Origin of the sequence: Xanthomonas sp. WHRI 6106 (assembly GCF_040202405.1) — a bacterium.
Lineage (GTDB): Bacteria > Pseudomonadota > Gammaproteobacteria > Xanthomonadales > Xanthomonadaceae > Xanthomonas > Xanthomonas cannabis.
Window position 1 is genome coordinate 173,518 of sequence record NZ_JBEGFC010000001.1, and the last position, 17,267, is coordinate 190,784.

Sequence of the window (17,267 nt, forward strand, 5' to 3'; positions counted from 1 at the left end):
GTGTGTCCTTATACCGAGGGGCTGAGGTCGATCTTTCCGGTGACGGCGGCGGTGATGAGGGCAGTGCGGTGCTCGCGGAGTAGCTCAATGGATCGCCGGGTCTTAGCAATCAGTGTATCGATGCGAGAGGTGGCGCGGTCGAGATGGGCAACGATGGCCCTGGCTTCATCTTCCTTCGGGCGCGGCACTTGAATTGACAGAAATGGGCCGGGTCGAATGGTTTTACGAAGACCTTTGTAGAAGGGCTTCAGCCGCTTGTGCTCGTCCACATGCAGGAAGAAGTAGTAGAGGTAGCGCGCCCAGAGATCGCTATGTGGTCGGAACACCGTATAGGCGCTGGTCAACATCCCATCCTGTGGTGCTACGCCTACCGTCCTTGGGGTTTCGTCTATGTCGAATAGGCAGAAGACCATTTCACCTGCGGCTATGCGTTGATATCCGTCGAACGAGGCAGGCATCTTTCCCGTCAGATTCTCGAGATCGCGCTCGATCACCCCCTGCATGGTAAGCGATAGCAACTTGGTGTTAGCGCTGTTTGTACCGACAATGTCCCTGCGCAATTGGAGCAACGACTTGAGCGGAACGGTATCCCAGCCGTCCGGTACCCCGCCCAACCACTCGGCCCCGCTATCCTTCATAGGAACGTTCGGATCCAGACCCTTCGTGACGGTCTGCGTAATTAGAGCCTGGCGCTTCTCGCGCAACAGATCGATGAAGCGAGTCTTCTTGGCAACCAGGGTATCGATGCGTGTAGTGGCGCGGTCGATGTAGGCGACGATGGCCTTCTGCTCGAGCTTGGGTGGATGAGGCACACGCTGCTCTGCAAATGTCGCCCAGCGGAAGTCCGTTGAACGTTCGCGAATGCCCTTAGCCAAGCTTTCAATGAAGCCTGTCGTAGACATGGTTCGCACGCAGTAGGCGTAGAACTCACTTAAAGCTTCATTGCTGGGCACACAACACGAGTACACCGGGGTGCATTTCCCGTCCGAGTCACTAACGCCGATAGCGCCTGCAAAGGCATCCATCGCATGAATAACGAGATCGCCCTTGTGTACTCGCTGGTAGCCCGCCTCCTTCAGAGCGTTTGTGAAGCCGTCCGTCCTGCGATTGGATCGCAGCGTGACTTGGCCGTCTCTAAATGCCGTTACGATACCTTCGTCGGGACGCGGAGGGCGTTGAGCAAGCGAGAACAAAAACTTCGCCCGCTTCATGCTCCAAGTCGCAGGAATGAGTCCCACCCAGGGAATGCCCGAGTCTTTCATCTTGATATTGGATGAGCGTGTGGTCATTCCGCCACCTCATCCAGCAGTGCAGCAATCTCGGCCTCCACAGCCTTCAACTCAGTGTCGATTTCGTGCAGGTCGCGCGGCGGCGTATACTTGTAGAAATAACGGTTGAAGTTGATTTCATAGCCTACTTTGCCTATATGCCCGTCGCCTTCATCGGTGTAGCCGGCATCCACCCAAGCGTCCGGCACGTGGGGTAGAACTTCGGCGTCCATGTAGTCACCGATGTTCTTCTCAAGCGGCACGCTCTCGAAGTCTTCGAGCTCTTTGTCGGCCACTGGGTTGCCTTCCTCGTCCAGAACATCTGGGGCAGTGGATTCGCGAGCTCCTAGTGCAGCTTCGAGGGCGTTGGCGAGGGGCTTGGCGATCTTGGGCAAGCCTGCCTTTTTGGCCAGCGTCGTTAGGGTGGCGAACCACTTGTAAGAGTGGATCTGGCCCAGCTCCGCACGCAGGACGGTTAGCCACCTATCCTGATCTTCTTGGTCAAGCTTGGTGAACGCCTTGCTGGTCTGAAGCGCGGTCAGGCCTTCCTCGGTAATCTTGGCGACAAGTCGCAGGGGGCGTAGCACCTTGATCCGGCGATAGCCGAAGTCCTTATAGTTCACGATCCGCACATTTTCACTAGGTGTGAAATCAGCATAGAGGCGGGCGATATCTTGGGCCTGCTTGTCGCTCATATAGCGGCGCTTGTTGCCCTCGGACTTTCGCATGGGGCTGTGCATGTCGGTGGCATCGATCAGCTGGATCTTTCCCTTACGTTCCGCTGCCTTGTTGTTATCCAGCAGCCATATGTACGTGCCGATGCCGGTGCGGAAGAAAATGTCATTGGGCAGTGCAACGATGGTCTCCACATAGTCCTCTTCTAGCAGCCATCTGCGGATTTGGGATTCGCTGTGGCCGTGGCCGCCAGCTGTACCTGTAAATAGTGGCGAGCCGGACAGGATGATAGCTGCGCGGCCGCCGCCGTTTTCCGGGCTTTCCAGCTTGGAGATCAGATGCTGGATGAAGAGCATAGAGCCGTCGGAGACGCGCGGGGTTCCTGCGCCAAAGCGTCCCTTGAAGCCCTTCTCCTTGGACTCGCGCTCAACGAAGGCTTGGTCCTTCTCCCATTTCTTGCCGAAGGGTGGGTTGGACAAGCAATAGTGAAAACGCTGGCCAGCGAACGCATCTTGGGAAAGCGTTGACCTAGGACCGGCGATGTTCGCGGATAGGTCTCGAGCGGGCTCGGTTTCAAGCCGGCGCAGCAGCATATTAGCCAGAGCAACGGCGTGGGTTTCCGGTTCAAGTTCCTGGCCGAAGGGAATCAATACCGGGGGCGCCTTTCCCTGGGTTGCGAACCCATCGACGTGGTTCATGGCGTCCGTCAGAAAGCCACCGGTGCCGCAGGTGGGATCATAGAGCGTGCGGATCAGGCCGGGGTTCTCACGGAATAGGGCGTCGTCTGGATCAAGCAGCAATGTCGTGGCCAGGTGGACCACGTCGCGAGGCGTCATAAAATCTTCGGCCGCCTCATTGACCTCCGATCCAAACCGTCGGATCAGGTGCTCGTAGATGTTGGACATCACTCGGTCAGGCACGACGTCCGGGTGCAGGTCAGTGTTGGCGAAGTTGTGGCAGATCTTGAACAGGATGTCGGCACGCGCTAGGCGGGAAATCGTGTCAGTGAAGTTGAACTGGTCGAAGATAACGCGAGCGTTGTCCGAAAAGCCTGCAACGTAGGCCTCCAGGTTCGACTTGGTCTTGGTCGCGCCAAGGGAAGCCAGCGAATACTGGGAGGTGTTGTAGAAGGGCAGGTCCGCCGTCTGGCGCAAAATTAGGTCGGTATCCAGCCCCTTGTCCTTGAACTTGGCATGTGCCTCACGCACTTTATCGCGGGTGGGCTCCAACACGCATTCCAGGCGGCGCAGCAGGGTAAATGGAAGGATGATTTTGCCGAAATCGGTATGCCTGAAGTCGCCCCAAAGGTCCTCGGCGTTCTTCCAGATGAAGCTGGCCAGCACGTCATCGAAAGCCCTGGGGGAGGCAGCCGGGATAGTGCTGGAAGTCTTGCTGTTTGTAGTCATTGTGTCTGCATCATGATCGAAAAATAGTCAGCTGCGCCCGCAGGGGGCGAGAGCCGCGCAGTTGCTTGAAATGGACCACTTCACGTCCCAGTAAATGCCGGTTTGCACGGTCGGGATAGGGAATGTGCCGCTGGCGTGGGACCAACCTAGCCAACGGATTTTTCCTCGCGAACTCCGCCACGATCTGGCCTGTACGCACTTTGGATCACTTGTTGTTTGGGTGGCGGTGCGCCTCGGCTAGAGCTTGGTGAAGCGCCTCTTGGAGCTCGGCGTCCGTTTGCCCTTGGATCACTCGGGCCGCCACCGCATTGGATGTTGCCATGACCTTGGCGGCGGCGAGCTTCTTGCGTTCCCCATATGCCCGGCCTCGTTCGGCAATGCTCATAGGGCCGACTGACGGATCGTTACATGGGCGGCCGGTCTGGAGCTTGGTTGAGGCGGAAGCGTGTGGCATCACGGATGCGCGGAATAGGGTCCCGTAACCTAGGTGTGATGCAACACAAAAGCAAGAGAGTAGGAAGTTTTGCTGGCAATGGGAGCGTTTCGGGGGGCTATTCGTTCCTATGGGGAAGTCAGAACGGGGGTGGAACCCATGCTCCTAGGCCCGCACCTTTGGGGCGGTGCAGGGTCATTCGCGCTTGACGTTAACTTCGTGCGATAGCACGATGATGTCAAGGAGCCTCGAAACTCCCCGAACAGCGGTACCCACCTCCGACAAACCGGTGGGTTTTTTGTGCCTGCAACTTTTGTGGGTGCAACCGACGTGATGCTCTGCGTCGGGAGGGCGGCTAATACAACACCCGTAAGGGAAATACGCCCGCCGGCTGTTCGCGGTTTCGAGCCTCCCGACTTCCCGTCCGTCGCCTTGCGGCGGGCGGGCTGATTCCATGGAATGAGGAGCAGGCCATGTCGGACGTTGTACGCGATGTGCAGTCACACCCGGGTTACTACCTGCCGGAGGGCGCGCAATACCGCTTGCAGCAACTGCGCGACCATATGCGCTTTCTGGCGCGCCTGGCGCAGCCGCGCACGCAGGCCGAAGAGCAGTTGCGGCAGCCAGCCATCCACGTGGACGAGCTGGCGTTTTGTCTGGAGTTGCTTGCCGATCAGATGACCCATGCGCTGAAGCAGGTGCAGTGGCCGGCAAGTCTGGAAGAATCAGGTGGAAAGTAGCGCTCCTACACCGGCGCAGACTTCAATATCCCCGACAAGCTCTCGCGCAGGATCAGCTGCAGATGCATGCGGTTGAGTTCCATGCCGCTGGTCATCACGTTGTGCAGGCCGCCGCACATGGCGGCGACGGCGAAGACGCGGGCCTGGAATTCCTGTTCGCTGCTGGCCGGGTCGGCGTGGCCGCGGAGCAGGCGCTTGAGCAGGGCGCTGAGGTGTTCGATCAGCGATGCGCTCTGCCGGCGCATGAAGGCAGCCAGCACCGGGTCGCGCAGGGTGGCCAGGTGCAGCTCCAGGTCGATGCGGGTGCGCTTGATGTTGATTTCCTGCAGCAGCCAGTCTTCGAGCAGGCCGGCGATGAAGTCCACCACGTGTACGTTGGCCGGGCGTTCCACCAGCCACATCTGGCGGATGGCACGCATGTAGTTGCGCTCCAGCAATGCGCGCACCAGGGCATCCTTGTCTTCGAAACGTTGCAGCAGGCTGCCGCAGGAGACCTTGGCACGTTCGGCGATCAGCTCGAAGCTGGTGGCGCCCAGGCCAATCTCGTCGATGCACTGTTCGGTGGCGTCCAGCACCTCTTCCAGGCGCAGTTCTTCGCGCTCTTTCGCCGTGCGTAGCAGCAGAACGTTGGACATGGGGAGCAGGTAGGCGGGGGGGCTGCAGTATAGCGGCGTTGCGTTAGCCATCCGTTGCGTTCGCTTGGCTGTAGGCCATTGGTCATGGGTGCTGTGTGCGCTGCATTGCAGTTGGCGCAGATGCGGTGATCGACCGGTTTTTCACGGCCGCTGTGCGACACGTGCTGCTCGGTTGCAGGAGATGCATGTGAGTGAGAACAGTGCGGTTGCAGGGGTGTCGGCGCAGTGGCCGGCGCGGTTGTGGGTGGTGCGGCATGGGCAGAGCGCGGGCAATGTGGCGCGCGATGTGGCCGAGTCCAATGGCGCCACGTTGATCGACCTGGAGCACCGCGATGCGGATGTGCCGTTGTCGGACTTGGGCGAGCGCCAGGCCGAGGCGTTGGGGGCATGGATGGCCGGGTTGCCCGAGCACGAGCGGCCAACCTTGATCTTGAGCTCCACTTATGTGCGTGCGCGGCAGACGGCTGCGGCGGTGGCGCGGGCGCTGGGCCAACCGGACGCTGCGGTGAGCGTGGACGAGCGGCTGCGCGAGAAAGAGTTTGGCGTGCTGGACCGCTACACCACGGCCGGCATCCTGGCGACGTTTCCGGAGTTGGCCGAACAACGCAAGTTGGTGGGCAAGTTCTATTTCCGCCCGCCCGGTGGCGAGAGCTGGTGCGATGTGATCTTCCGCCTGCGCAGCGTTGTGGGCGATTTGCAGCGCAATCATGTGGGGGCGCGCGTGTTGATCGTGGGGCACCAGGTGATCGTCAATTGCTTCCGTTATCTGATCGAGCGGATGGACGAGGCCACCATCCTGGGGATCGACCGCGAGGGCGATGTGCCCAACTGCGGGGTCACCGAATACGCCGCTGTGGCCGACGGGCAATCGCTGGAGTTGGTGCGGACCAAGTTTGTGTCGCCAGAGCTCGCACAGGAGCCGGTGACCACCGAATCCGACCGGCCGGCCGGAGCACGCTGATGGCCGCCACCCGCCTGCGCACGTTGAACGCTGCCGCGCTGCGCGCGATGCCGTTGCCACCGCCCGGCGGCGACAAGGAGCAGCGCGGGCGCGTGTTGATCGTGGGTGGCTCGATGCGTGTGCCGGGTGCGGCCTTGCTGGCGGGCGAGGCGGCATTGCGTGCAGGCGCGGGCAAGTTGCAGATCGCCACGGCGGCCAGCGTGGCGCCCGGCATGGCGTTGGCGGTGCCGGAAGCCTTGGTGCTGGGGCTGGCACAGAACGGGCAGGGCGAGATTACGCGTGGGCATCGTGCGCTGGAGGCGGCCTTGGCTGCCTGCGATGCGGCAGTGATCGGGCCGGGCATGGCGTCTTCTGCGACGACCGCCGCACTGGTGAAGCTTGCCGTGCAGAAGGCGGTGTGCACGCTGGTGCTGGACGCGGGCGCGTTGTCGCGCACCTTGCGCGCGCCGCCAGGCCGCCCATTCGTGCTGACGCCGCATGCGGGCGAGATGGCCACGTTGGCTGGCGACGAAAAGGCAGCGGTGGAAGCGGCGCCCGGTGAGTACGCGTTGGCATTCGCAAAGAAGATGCGCAGCGTGGTCATCGTCAAGGGTGCGGACAGTTTTATCGCCGGGCCGGACGGTGCGCTGTGGGTGCACCGTGGTGGCGTGCCGGGTTTGGGTACCTCCGGGTCGGGCGACACCTTGGCCGGGGTGATCGCCGGGTTTGCTGCGCGCGGTAGCGATGCGCTGACCGCGGCACTGTGGGGTGTGTTTGTGCATGCGGCTGCGGGTAAGCAGTTGGCGAAGCGGATCGGCACGGTGGGGTTTCTGGCGCGTGAGATTCCGCCGGAAGTGCCAGGCATCCTGGATCGTTTGTCACGCGGGTAATCAAGCCCCTCTCCCTGCGGGAGAGGGGGTGGGGTGAGGGTACGGCTGCCGGGATTGGTGCGGATTGCAATCTTGTACTTCAGGTTGTTGGCGATGCATTGCATGCGTGGCTGGCACCGCTGCGTGTGCACGTACCCTCATCCGGCGCTGCGCGCCACCTTCTCCCAGAGGGAGAAGGGGAGGCCGATGTGCGCTTGCGCTCGTTTGCAGGGCGATGCTGCGGCGCGCTGCTCGGTTAGGCTTGCGTGACCTACCTGGAGGGTGCGCGGTGAAGCGAGCGATGACGTGGTCGGTGGTGGGAATGCTGGGGATGGGCCTGGGCATGGTGAGCAGCGCGAGTGCCGTAACGGCGGCCGCAGCGATCGCGGCGACCCCAGCAGCGTCAGATGCGAGCTCGCCAGCGACGCGCAGCGATGGCGCGTTGCGTATCTACACCAGCGCTCAAGGCGCCACGCAACAGATGCGCGCCAGTACAGCGGCCGCTCCTGTCGCCGGGCATGTGTTGACCGAGAAGGAGAACTCCATCTTCGTGAATCCGCAGCGGCAGTTTCAGGAGTTGCTTGGGATCGGCGGGGCCATCACCGATTCCAGCGCAGAGACCTTCGCCAAGCTGCCCAAGCGTGCGCAACGCGCGCTGCTCACCGCCTACTACGACCCGCAGAACGGCATTGGCTACACGTTGGCGCGTACCACCATCCACAGTTCGGACTTCAGTAGCGGCAGCTACACCTACATCAAGGAGGGCGATGCGGCGCTGAAGACCTTCTCGGTCAAGCACGATGCCAGGTACCGCATTCCGATGTTGCGCCAGGCCATTGCCGCTGCAGGCGGCACGCTCACCACCTTTGCCAGCCCGTGGAGCGCGCCGGCCTTTATGAAAGACAGCAAGACCATGCTCAAGGGCGGCAAGCTATTGCCGGAGTATGCGCAGGCCTGGGCGCGTTACTACACGCGGTTTATTGCGGCGTACGAGAAGGCGGGTATCCCGATCTGGGGCATCAGCCTTCAGAACGAACCGATGGCGGTGCAGACCTGGGAGTCGATGCTGTTCTCTGCCGAAGAAGAGCGCGATTTCTTGAAGAACCATCTCGGGCCCACCATGGCCAGCGCCGGCTACGGCGATCGCAAGATCATCGTGTGGGATCACAACCGCGACATGATGGTGCACCGCGCGCATGTGATCTTCGACGACCCGGAGGCGGCCAAATATGCCTGGGGCATGGGCTTCCACTGGTACGAAACCTGGGCAGGATTCGAGCCGATGGTGGAGAACGTGGCGGCGGTGGCGCAGGCCTACCCGGACAAGCATCTGTTGCTGACCGAAGCGGCGGTGGAAAAGTTCGATGCCGCCAAGTTGCAGTATTGGCCCAATGGCGAACGCTACGGCACCGCCATCATCAACGACCTCAATCATGGGGCGGTGGGCTGGACCGACTGGAACATCCTGCTCGACCAGCATGGCGGGCCGAACCATGTAGGCAATTACTGCTTTGCGCCGGTGCATGCAGATACGCGCACCGGTGAGGTGGCGTACACGCCGAGCTATTGGTATATCGGCCACTTTTCCAAGTTCATCCGGCCCGGTGCACGGCGGGTGAGTGCGGCCAGTAGCAGGAGCAATCTGATGACGACTGCCTTTGCGAACCGCGATGGGTCACTGGCGACGGTGGTGATGAATGCCAGCGACGTGGCGATCCGCTACAACCTGTATGTGGGTGAGGCGTCGAGCGCGTTGGAGATCCCGGCGCATGCGATCCAGACGGTGGTGCTGATGCAGTAGGTGGGCGACGATGGCTGGTTTGGATCGCGAGCAAGCGTGCCCTCATCCGTCCCACGGGCATCTTCTCCCGGTGGGAGAAGGGGAAGCCTCTCCATAGTTTAGAGCGGCTAACAAAACGACTGCGCTCACCGCCAGGCGGGCGCAGCCGGTGCGCGGATTCGGTATATGCCATTCGTACTGCGTTTGCTCCGGGCCGTGCATCTCCACCTGACGACTGCTCGCCAGCTTTCGTGCGCCGCACGTATTCCGGCGCACGGCGTGGGTTGCCACTTCGCGGGCCTATATGCCGTCCACAGCCAGCGCTGCATGGATCAGCGCCAGATGACTCAGGCCTTGCGGTAGATTGCCCAAGGCTTCACCGGTGGCGGCATCCACCATCTCCGGCATCAGGTGAACGTCGTTGCCTTGCTGCTCCAGCAGGCACTCGAACAAGCGTCTGGCTTCCTGGCGATCGCCGAGCAGGCCGTAGGCTTCCACCATCCAGAAGGCGCAGGCGGTGAAGCTGCCTTCGCGGGTTTGCATGCCGCTGTAGCGGTGCACCAGTGCGCCCGTGGCGAGTTCCTTGCGGATGGCCTCGCGTGTGGCAATCATGCGCTCGCGGCGTGGGCCGCCCAGGCCGAAGCGCGATGCCAGCAGCAGACTGGCATCCAGATCCTCGGTGCCGGCGTAAAACGTGTACGACTGCTTCGCGTCTGACCAGCAATGGGTGTCGATCCAGTCGAGGATGCGCTGTTGTTCGCGCTCCCAACGCGGCAGCATGGCGCTGGATAAATGCCCGGCCCTGGCAAGTTCGCTGGCGCGGCGCAGTGCGAGCCAGCATTCCACCTTGGACATGGTGTAGTGCTCGTTGGTCTCCAGTTCCCAGAAGCCGGCGTCCTTGCGCATCCAGGTGTTGGCGCATTCATTGCCGAGCTCGAACAGCTGGCGGGCGGTCTCCTGGTCCAGGATGTGGCCGGCATCCAAAAAGCGCGCTGCCATCTCGAAGATGTCGCCATACAGGCACAGCTGCAGCTGGGTGTTGGCGGTGTTGCCCACACGCACCGGGCGGGTGTCGCGGTAGCCGGGGATGTCGATCTCGCGTTCGTCCGGTACCAGCTCGCCATCGAGCGTGTAGCACGGCCGCACGCCGGGGCGGTGGCGGCGGATGGTGCGCATCAGCCAGCTGAAGGCGGCCTTGGCGTCGGCCAATGCGCCTACGCGCAAGAACGCCTTGGTGGTGTATGCCGCATCGCGTACCCAGGCGTAGCGGTAGTCCCAATTGCCGTTCTCGCCGATCTGCTCGGGCAACGAGGTGGTCACCGCCGCGGCAATCGCGCCGGTGGGCGAAAACCACAGGAACTTCAGCGCCAATGCCGAGCGGATCACCTCGTTGCGGTAGCCGTTGTCGTAGCGCAGATTGCCGCTCCATTCACGCCATTCTTCATCGCTGCGATCGATGCGCCCATCGATATCGGTCAGCGACGGGACTGGCAGGGCATCGTCTTCGGCAGCCAGCAGGGCGACCACGTGGGTCTCGCCCGCGCGTGCGGTGAGCGTGGCATGCACGCTGCGATCATCGCAGTGGGTGACGTCGACGGCTGCGCTGTCGAAGCGCAGCATCGTCATCAACGGGCCGATGTGATGCACGCGGCCGTTGGGCGTTTCGCTTTGCCAGGGCGTTGCCTCGCCGGCGCGGGTGCCGGGGCGGTAAACCAGATCGAACAGCACCTCGCCGTCGATGCCTTCGATACGCCGTGCCAATTCCGACCACGGCAGGCGGCCCGCTTCGCCGCTATTGAGCGACTCGGTCAGGCGCGCACTGCCAGTGTCAGTGGCAAAAGTGGTTTCCAGAATGTTGCTGCCGTCGCGATAGCGGCGGCTTACCTGCTGCAAGGCACGCGGCGTCAGGGCGAAATAGCCGCCTGCGCCCGCATCGAGCAGGCGGTCGAACAGCGGGGGCGAGTCCATCTTCGGTACGCACCACCAGTCGATGCTGCCGTCGGCGCCGCACAGGGCGACCGAACGCCCGTCGCCGACCGCTGCATAGGCAGCGATCGGCAAGGTGCCGCTGGCATCGCGTTTGAACTGCGCGTCGGGCCGGCTCAAGATAGCAGCAGGCCGCCGGTGGCGCCGAACACTTCACCGGTGACGTAGCTGGATTCCTGCGTGGCCAGGATGACGTAGAGCGGCGCCATTTCTACCGGTTGGCCGGCACGCTTGAGTGGCGTTTCCGAGCCGAAATCCGGAATCTTTTCCGGCGGCTGGCCACCGCTGGGCTGTAACGGCGTCCACACCGGGCCGGGCGCGACCGCGTTGACGCGGATGCCTTTGTCCGCAACCTGCTGGGCCAGGCCCTTGGTGAAGTTCACGATGGCCGCCTTGGTGGAGGCGTAGTCGAGCAGGGTGGGCGAGGGCTGGTAGGACTGGATCGAGCCGGTGTTGATGATGGACGCGCCCGGCGGCAGGTGCGGGATGGCCGCCTTGCACAGCCAGAACATTGCGTACACGTTGGTCTTGTAGGTCGCGTCGAACTGCTCGGTGGTGATGTCGGCAATGTCCTTGATGGCGGTCTGCTTGCCGGCGACATTGACCAGCAGGTCGAGCCCGCCCAATTCGGTGACCGCGCGTGCCACCAGTTCGTTGCAGAATGCTTCGTCCTTGAGGTCGCCGGGGATGGGGATCGCCTTACGGCCTTCGGCCTTGATCAGTTCGACGACCTCGGCGGCGTCCTGTTCTTCTTCAGGCAGGTAATTGAGCACGATGTCGGCGCCTTCGCGTGCATAGGCAATGGCGGTGGCACGGCCGATGCCGGAATCTGCGCCGGTGATCAGCGCCTTGCGGCCGAGCAGGCGGCCAAAGCCTTTATAGCTCTGCTCGCCGTGGTCGGCCTTGGGCTGCAGCGCATGGATAGTGCCGGGTGCGTCCTGGGTCTGCTCCGGGAACTGCGGCTGCGGGAATTGGGTCAGGGGGTTTTGCATTTCGTACTGGTTCTTCGCGCTGGACATGCACGGACTCCTGCAGTGGGGGATGGCGCGGTACGCGCGGACACAGCGCACCGGTGCCGCCCAGTGTGGGAACGCCCCTGCTGTGCACGGGTGAAAAAAACTTGTGCATCATGTGAACGCGTGACGCGACGACGCTAGGCGCGCGTCACTCCAGGGTCACCTCGTCCATTCTTCACGCAAGAGACTTTGTAGCCGTGCAACAAGCTTGGTGTGTTGGCGTCGATGGGGCGCGCAGTGGCTGGATCGCCGTGTGGGACAACGGCGACGGGCTGGCATTTGCCTACTACCCAAGCGTGGCTGCGCTTGCAGTGGCCTTGCCTGCGGTGGACGTGCTGGGCGTGGATATCCCAATCGGACTGAGCGAGCATGCACCGCGTGCGGCGGATGCGCAGGCGCGCGCATTTGTGGGCGGGCGGCGTGCGTGCAGCATCTTTGCTGCGCCGTTGCGCGGCATCTTGCAGGCACGCACGCAAGCGGAAGCCTCTGCGCTGCACCGCGCGCTGGATCATGAGAAGCAGCGTGGCTTTGGCGTGCAGTCGTTTGCGTTGCTACCCAAGATCCGCGCGTGGGACGACGCCTTGCGGGCAGACCCTGCATGGGCCGCACGTGTGTTCGAGGTGCATCCGGAAGTGTCGTTTGCGGTGCTTGCCGGCGGGCCGGGCCTGGCTGCAGCGAAGAAAAGCAGCGAAGGGCAACGGCAACGCTGCCGGTTGCTACGCGACCACTACGGCGCGGCGCGCGTTGCCTCGCTGCTGGAACGCGTGCCGCGTGCCTGCGCGCAACCCAGACGATGTGCTGGATGCCCTGGCGGCCTGCTGGAGTGCGCAGCGGATTGCGGCAGGCACCGCCGGCAGCCTGCCGGCGGTGGTCGAGCGCGACGCCTGCGGCCTGCGCATGGGCATCTACTTCTGAATCAGCGTGGCTGCGCCGACATCGAATACGGCCGTTGCGCCGGGTCCCTTGCCCACTGCTGGTTCGGTGTGGCCTGCATGCGGAACCGCAGCTCACCACCGGCCTGAATCTCCTGATGCGTCAGGTAGGCACGGTTCAAGGCCTGGCCATTGAGCGTGGCGCTGCCGATATACGGGCGCGACGCGCTCAGGCCATCGGCGACGATGTTGAAACGCTTGCCATTGGGCAGGTTGAGCGTGGCGCGCGGCAGGAACGGGCGGCCGATGATGTATTGATTGCTGCCCGGCGCCACCGGGTAGAAGCCCAGCGTGGTGAACACGTACCAGGCCGACATCTGGCCGAGATCGTCGTTGCCGGCCAGGCCTTCGGGGCCGGCGTGATACTGGCTACCGATGATCTGGGTCAGGCGCGCCTGCGTGCGCCAGGGCTGGCCGGCGTAGGCGTAGAGATAGGCCACGTGGTGGCTGGGTTCGTTGCCATGCGCATACCAGCCGATCAGCCCGGTGATGTCTTCCATGTGCTCGAAGACCTTGGGGTCGACCTTGGCATCGAACACCGCATCCAGGCGCGCGAGGAGTTTGTCTTCGCCGCCATGCGCGGCGGCCAGCCCGGCCACGTCTTGCGGCACGTACCACGAGTACTGCCATGCATTGCCTTCGGTGTAGTCGCTGCCGTAGCCGCTGGCCGACGGGTCGAACGGTTCGCGGAAGTTGCCGGCACGGGTACGCGCGCGCATGTAGCCGGTGGCCGGGTCGAAGGCGTGTTTCCAGTTGCCGGCGCGTTTGTTGAACTCTGCGGCGATCTCCGGCTTGCCGAGCGCCTGGGCCATGCGCGCGATGGTCCAGTCGTCAAAGGCGTATTCCAGCGTCTTGGAGGCTGCTTCGCCTTCTTCGTCGATGGGCACATAGCCGAGCTCGCGGTATTGCGCGATGCCGTCGTACGGGCCGTAGTCGGCACTGGCCACCATGGCCTGCAAGGCTTCGTTGGCGTCGAAGCCACCGATGCCCTTCATGTACGCATCGGCAATCACCGGCACAGCGTGGTAGCCGATCATGCACCAGGTTTCCAGGCCGTGGAATGCCCACACCGGCAGGATGCCGTAAGGGCTGTCTCGGCGTGCGGCCAGCAGCGAGTTGACCATGTCGCTGCTGCGTTGCGGCGGCTGCACCAGGGTCAGCAACGGATGCAGCGCGCGGTAGGTGTCCCATAGCGAGAAGGTGGAGTAGTTGGTCCAGCCGCTGGCGTGATGCACGGCGTTGTCCGGCCCGCGATACTGGCCGTCGCTGTCCATGAACAATGTGGGGCCGAGCAGCGTGTGATACAGCGCGGTGTAGAGTTGGGTGCGTTGTTGCGGCGTGCCTTGTGCATCGATCGCCGCCAGCGCCTGCGTCCATTGCGCACGCGCATCGGCGCGCACGCGGTCGAAGTCGAAGTCCGGCACTTCCGCATCGAGATTGGCGATGGCGCCGGCTTCGCTGACCGGCGATAGCGCGACGGTCACCACCAGCGGCGTGCCGTCGTTGGCGACATCGAACACGCCCACCAGTTGCCGGCCTTCGATCTGCGCGCGCTGCGCCGGGTTGTTCGCTCCGGGCGGTGGGAAACCCTTGTACGCAATGTCCTGCTCGGTGTCGTGCAGTTGCGTGGCAGTGAGCGGGCGTGAAAACCGCATGGCGAAGTACAACTGGCGGCCGGGCGCCCAGCCACGGGTTTCACGAAAGCCGGTGACGGTGCCATCGCCGCGCACGCGCAACCGCGACCACTGCACCTTGCCCGGGTAGTCATACAGGCTGGTGCGCAGGTCCACCAGCACATGTGCCGGTACGCCCTTGGGAAACTGATAGCGATGCACACCCACGCGCGCACTGGCGGTGAGTTCGGCGCGGATGTTGCGGTCCTTCAAGGTCACCGCGTAATAGCCGGGCTGCGCCTGCTCGCTGGCGTGGTCGAACTGCGCGGTGTAGCCGCTGCCCGGTATGGCGGCATCGCCGCGTTCGAGCTTGATTTCGCCCACCTGCGGCATCAGCAGGATGTCGCCCAGGTCCGAATGCCCGGAGCCGGAAAAATGCGTATGCGAAAAGCCGACGATGGTGGTGTCGCTATGCCGGTAACCCGCAGCCCAGCCATAGGCCTCCTTGCGCGGTTTGATCTGCGTATCCGGGCTCAGCTGCACCATGCCGAACGGGACCGTGGCGCCGGGATAGGTGTGGCCTTCGCCACCGGTGCCGATAAATGGGTCTACGGCGGCAAAGGCAGACTCGGCCGTGCGGGCTGCCGCGTTGCCGGTGACGGCCGCAAAACTGGTCAATAGCAGCAACCAGCGCAGACGAGGAAATGCGATCAATCGATGCGGCATGCGAACGGCTCCGGCGGGTGCAGCGCCGGACCGTAGCACAGCGCCCTGGCGAGCCACAGGGGTGCAGCGCAGGCAGCAGTGCGTTGTCGGTTGGGTTCGCCACACGACCAGACGCCGGGCAGATTTGTTCAGCGCGGACCGGCAGGCACGCTGTTGTAGGCAGCGCTGCCGGCCGGGTATCCGTTGCACACGGTTGGCGTGCAACTGCCAGCCAATCGCCACTACCGCCTATCGCATGCAACGCGTTGCCCAGCCATTGCGGCAGCAGGATGGCGGTGCCTCAACGCCGCCGCAGCGCCAGTACGGCCAGGGCCGCAAGTCCCGCTGCTGCCGCGCCAATCACCAGCGTGTTGCGGGGCGAACGTGGATGCGCTGCGGCGCGCCTGCGGTAGCCACCGTCGATGCCTCCTGCAATGGCCGGCGGGCCGAGCACATTGCCGCTGGATTGCAGCATGCGCGGTGCCTGCGCGAAGTAACGCGTAAACACGCGATGGGTGAGGCGGGCCAGCAGATTGGGCGCCAGTGCGTGTGCGGCGCGCATTGCGTGCACGGGCGCGCCCAGCACGACGGTGGCGCGCGGGCGGTCGAGCAGGCGCAGCACCGCTGCAGCCACGGTGCGGGTGTCCAGCATCAACGGCGGGCCACCCAGACGCCGGCCCACGTAGTTGGCGCCGTGGGTGAGGCCGGGCGTGTCGACAAAATACGGGTACACGTCGCAGACATGGATGCGCGGGTAGTCGGCCAGCTCGGCACGCAGCGCTTCGGAAAACCCGCGCTGGCCGAACTTGCTGGCGCTGTACGCTGCCGCATACGGCGTAGGTGCAAAGCCGCCGGAGGAAATCATGTTGACGAAGACGCCATGGCCCTGCGCGATGAAGATCGGGATCACCGCGTGCGCATCGTGCATGCGCCCCAGCAGGTTGGCGTGGATGACCGCAGCGCTGGCGTCGATCGGCACCTCGTGAAATTTGCCCACCGCGCCAACACCGACATTGCCGAACCACAGATCGATGCGGCCCAGAAAACTCTGTGCGGCGGTGGCCAGTGCCTTGACCTGGTCGGCGTGCTTGACGTCGGTGGGCACCACCAGCACGGTGGCGCCGCGTGCGCGGCAGCGTTCGGCAACGGCCTGCAGGGCGTCTTCGCCGCGTGCAGCCAGCACCAGGCGCGCGCCGTGTTCGGCAAAGGCTTCGGCAGTGGCCTGGCCGATGCCGCTGGAGGCGCCGGAGATCACCACGTGGGCAGGAGAAGTGCGATGCATGCGAGAGTTCCACAACGTTGGACACGCATGCTTGATCGCCCGGCGTGAACACGACGCGGCTGTTTGCGTACCGCTGCGTGAAGCTGAACTGGTCGGGTTGCTGCACGGCGTGACGCGGGCGTGGCGCTGAAATCGCCAGCGCCCGCCCGCATATGGCAGCGATGGATCTGTTCGACACTGCCACCACGCCCTTGCAGGTGCTGGACGATGCCGAAGGCGGCGTGCGCTATTGGCCGCAGCTGCTTGCGCCGGCGCTGGCACAGGCGTGCTTCGACGCGCTGCGCGATGCAGTGGACTGGCGCAGCCAGCGGCGCGAGATGTACGACCGCATGGTCGAGGTGCCGCGCCTGCTGGCCTCCTATCGGCTGGATGGCGCGTTGCCTGCCGGCTTGCCGTTGCACTGCCTGCTCGATGCGGTGCAGGCGGTGGTGCCCGCGCCGTACAACGCGGTGGGGCTGAACCTCTATCGCGACGGGCGCGACAGCGTGGCGATGCATCACGACACGCTGCAGACGCTGGTGGCGCCGTATCCGATTGCACTGGTGTCACTGGGAACGCCGCGACGCATGAACCTGCGTGCCAACACTGGCCATGCGCGCGCCATCGGCCTGGAGCTGGCGCCGGGCAGTCTGCTGGCGATGAGCCATGCGTCGCAGCGAACGCATACCCATGGCATTCCCAAGACCAGCCGCGCAGTGGGCGAACGCCTGAGTGTGGTGTTTCGCGTGCGCCCGGCCGAGCGCATGGCCGCAGGCCGGCATGGGCCGCACTGGGAGCCACCGTCGCCGTGATGCGCGTGCAGATGTGATGGCCCGGTGGCGCTCGCCTGTGCGAGCGTCACGCCAGGACGTGGCCGTGCGCAATCGGCTGCCACGTCCGCTCGCGTGCGCTTGTGGCGCGTGTGCCGCGTGTCATGCGCTGCCGTGCCTATTTCGAGTGATTGCCATTGCCGTCACCACTGCGCATGCTTGCATGCAATCCCCCCTT

Annotated in this window: 13 protein-coding genes and 1 pseudogene; 7 read left to right on the top strand and 7 right to left on the bottom strand. The window is 63.8% G+C overall.

Annotation, left to right across the window (positions count from 1 at the left end; translation table 11 throughout):
* Window positions 1–8: 8 nt before the first annotated feature.
* Both ABQZ09_RS00870 and ABQZ09_RS00875 read right to left on the bottom strand, forming a co-directional pair.
* Entirely contained in the window at window positions 9–1,289 is a 1,281-nt protein-coding gene (locus ABQZ09_RS00870) for a restriction endonuclease subunit S domain-containing protein (protein ID WP_349775866.1), read from the bottom strand.
* Window positions 1,286–3,349, bottom strand: coding sequence for a type I restriction-modification system subunit M (locus ABQZ09_RS00875; protein ID WP_349775867.1), 2,064 nt, complete (start codon window positions 3,347–3,349; stop codon window positions 1,286–1,288). Before ABQZ09_RS00875 ends, ABQZ09_RS00870 begins: the two co-directional genes overlap by 4 nt.
* Before the next feature lie 906 nt (window positions 3,350–4,255).
* Here ABQZ09_RS00875 and ABQZ09_RS00880 point away from each other — a divergent pair.
* Window positions 4,256–4,522: an XAC0095 family protein gene (locus ABQZ09_RS00880; RefSeq protein WP_349775868.1), complete on the top strand. Its 267-nt coding sequence runs from the start codon at window positions 4,256–4,258 to the stop codon at window positions 4,520–4,522.
* A 5-nt stretch (window positions 4,523–4,527) separates the two neighbouring features.
* On the opposite strand, the gene ABQZ09_RS00885 is transcribed toward ABQZ09_RS00880, so the two are convergent.
* Window positions 4,528–5,157, bottom strand: a complete 630-nt coding sequence (locus tag ABQZ09_RS00885) for a TetR/AcrR family transcriptional regulator (RefSeq protein WP_104581130.1) — start codon at window positions 5,155–5,157, stop codon at window positions 4,528–4,530.
* Between the two features lie 181 nt (window positions 5,158–5,338).
* Between ABQZ09_RS00885 and ABQZ09_RS00890 the strand changes: the two genes are divergently transcribed.
* The 3 genes from ABQZ09_RS00890 to ABQZ09_RS00900 all read left to right on the top strand — a co-directional run bounded on the left by ABQZ09_RS00890 (window position 5,339) and on the right by ABQZ09_RS00900 (window position 8,767).
* Entirely contained in the window at window positions 5,339–6,118 is a 780-nt protein-coding gene (locus ABQZ09_RS00890; protein ID WP_349775869.1) for a histidine phosphatase family protein, read from the top strand.
* Window positions 6,118–6,987, top strand: coding sequence for an NAD(P)H-hydrate dehydratase (locus ABQZ09_RS00895; protein WP_349775870.1), 870 nt, complete (start codon window positions 6,118–6,120; stop codon window positions 6,985–6,987). Before ABQZ09_RS00890 ends, ABQZ09_RS00895 begins: the two co-directional genes overlap by 1 nt.
* Before the next feature lie 301 nt (window positions 6,988–7,288).
* Window positions 7,289–8,767 carry a glycoside hydrolase family 30 protein gene (locus tag ABQZ09_RS00900; RefSeq protein WP_349776099.1) on the top strand — a complete coding sequence of 493 codons (1,479 nt, stop codon included), beginning with the start codon at window positions 7,289–7,291 and terminating at the stop codon, window positions 8,765–8,767.
* 279 nt (window positions 8,768–9,046) lie between these two features.
* Here ABQZ09_RS00900 and ABQZ09_RS00905 read toward each other — a convergent pair whose 3' ends face one another.
* Complete coding sequence (locus ABQZ09_RS00905) at window positions 9,047–10,852, bottom strand: glycoside hydrolase family 15 protein (RefSeq protein WP_349775871.1); 1,806 nt, start codon at window positions 10,850–10,852, stop codon at window positions 9,047–9,049.
* Entirely contained in the window at window positions 10,849–11,751 is a 903-nt protein-coding gene (locus ABQZ09_RS00910; RefSeq protein ID WP_349775872.1) for an SDR family oxidoreductase, read from the bottom strand. Before ABQZ09_RS00910 ends, ABQZ09_RS00905 begins: the two co-directional genes overlap by 4 nt.
* Before the next feature lie 248 nt (window positions 11,752–11,999).
* On the opposite strand from ABQZ09_RS00910, the pseudogene ABQZ09_RS00915 reads away from it, so the two are divergent.
* A pseudogene (locus ABQZ09_RS00915) lies at window positions 12,000–12,437 on the top strand (DUF429 domain-containing protein); the annotation flags it as partial.
* 82 nt (window positions 12,438–12,519) lie between these two features.
* A complete protein-coding gene (locus tag ABQZ09_RS00920) occupies window positions 12,520–12,663 on the top strand; it encodes a DUF429 domain-containing protein (protein WP_349775873.1) in 144 nt (47 codons plus the stop codon).
* A gap of 1 nt (window position 12,664) precedes the next feature.
* On the opposite strand, the gene ABQZ09_RS00925 is transcribed toward ABQZ09_RS00920, so the two are convergent.
* Together ABQZ09_RS00925 and ABQZ09_RS00930 are read right to left on the bottom strand one after the other, a co-directional pair.
* The gene (locus ABQZ09_RS00925) at window positions 12,665–15,019 is read right to left on the bottom strand and encodes a GH92 family glycosyl hydrolase (RefSeq protein WP_349775874.1); all 2,355 of its coding nucleotides are present in this window, start codon (window positions 15,017–15,019) and stop codon (window positions 12,665–12,667) included.
* A 280-nt stretch (window positions 15,020–15,299) separates the two neighbouring features.
* Window positions 15,300–16,280 (bottom strand): SDR family oxidoreductase, encoded by a 981-nt coding sequence (locus ABQZ09_RS00930; RefSeq protein ID WP_349775875.1) that lies wholly within the window; start codon window positions 16,278–16,280, stop codon window positions 15,300–15,302.
* Between the two features lie 161 nt (window positions 16,281–16,441).
* Here ABQZ09_RS00930 and ABQZ09_RS00935 point away from each other — a divergent pair, with 161 nt between their 5' ends.
* Window positions 16,442–17,071 carry an alpha-ketoglutarate-dependent dioxygenase AlkB gene (locus ABQZ09_RS00935; RefSeq protein ID WP_349775876.1) on the top strand — a complete coding sequence of 210 codons (630 nt, stop codon included), beginning with the start codon at window positions 16,442–16,444 and terminating at the stop codon, window positions 17,069–17,071.
* Window positions 17,072–17,267: the final 196 nt, after the last annotated feature.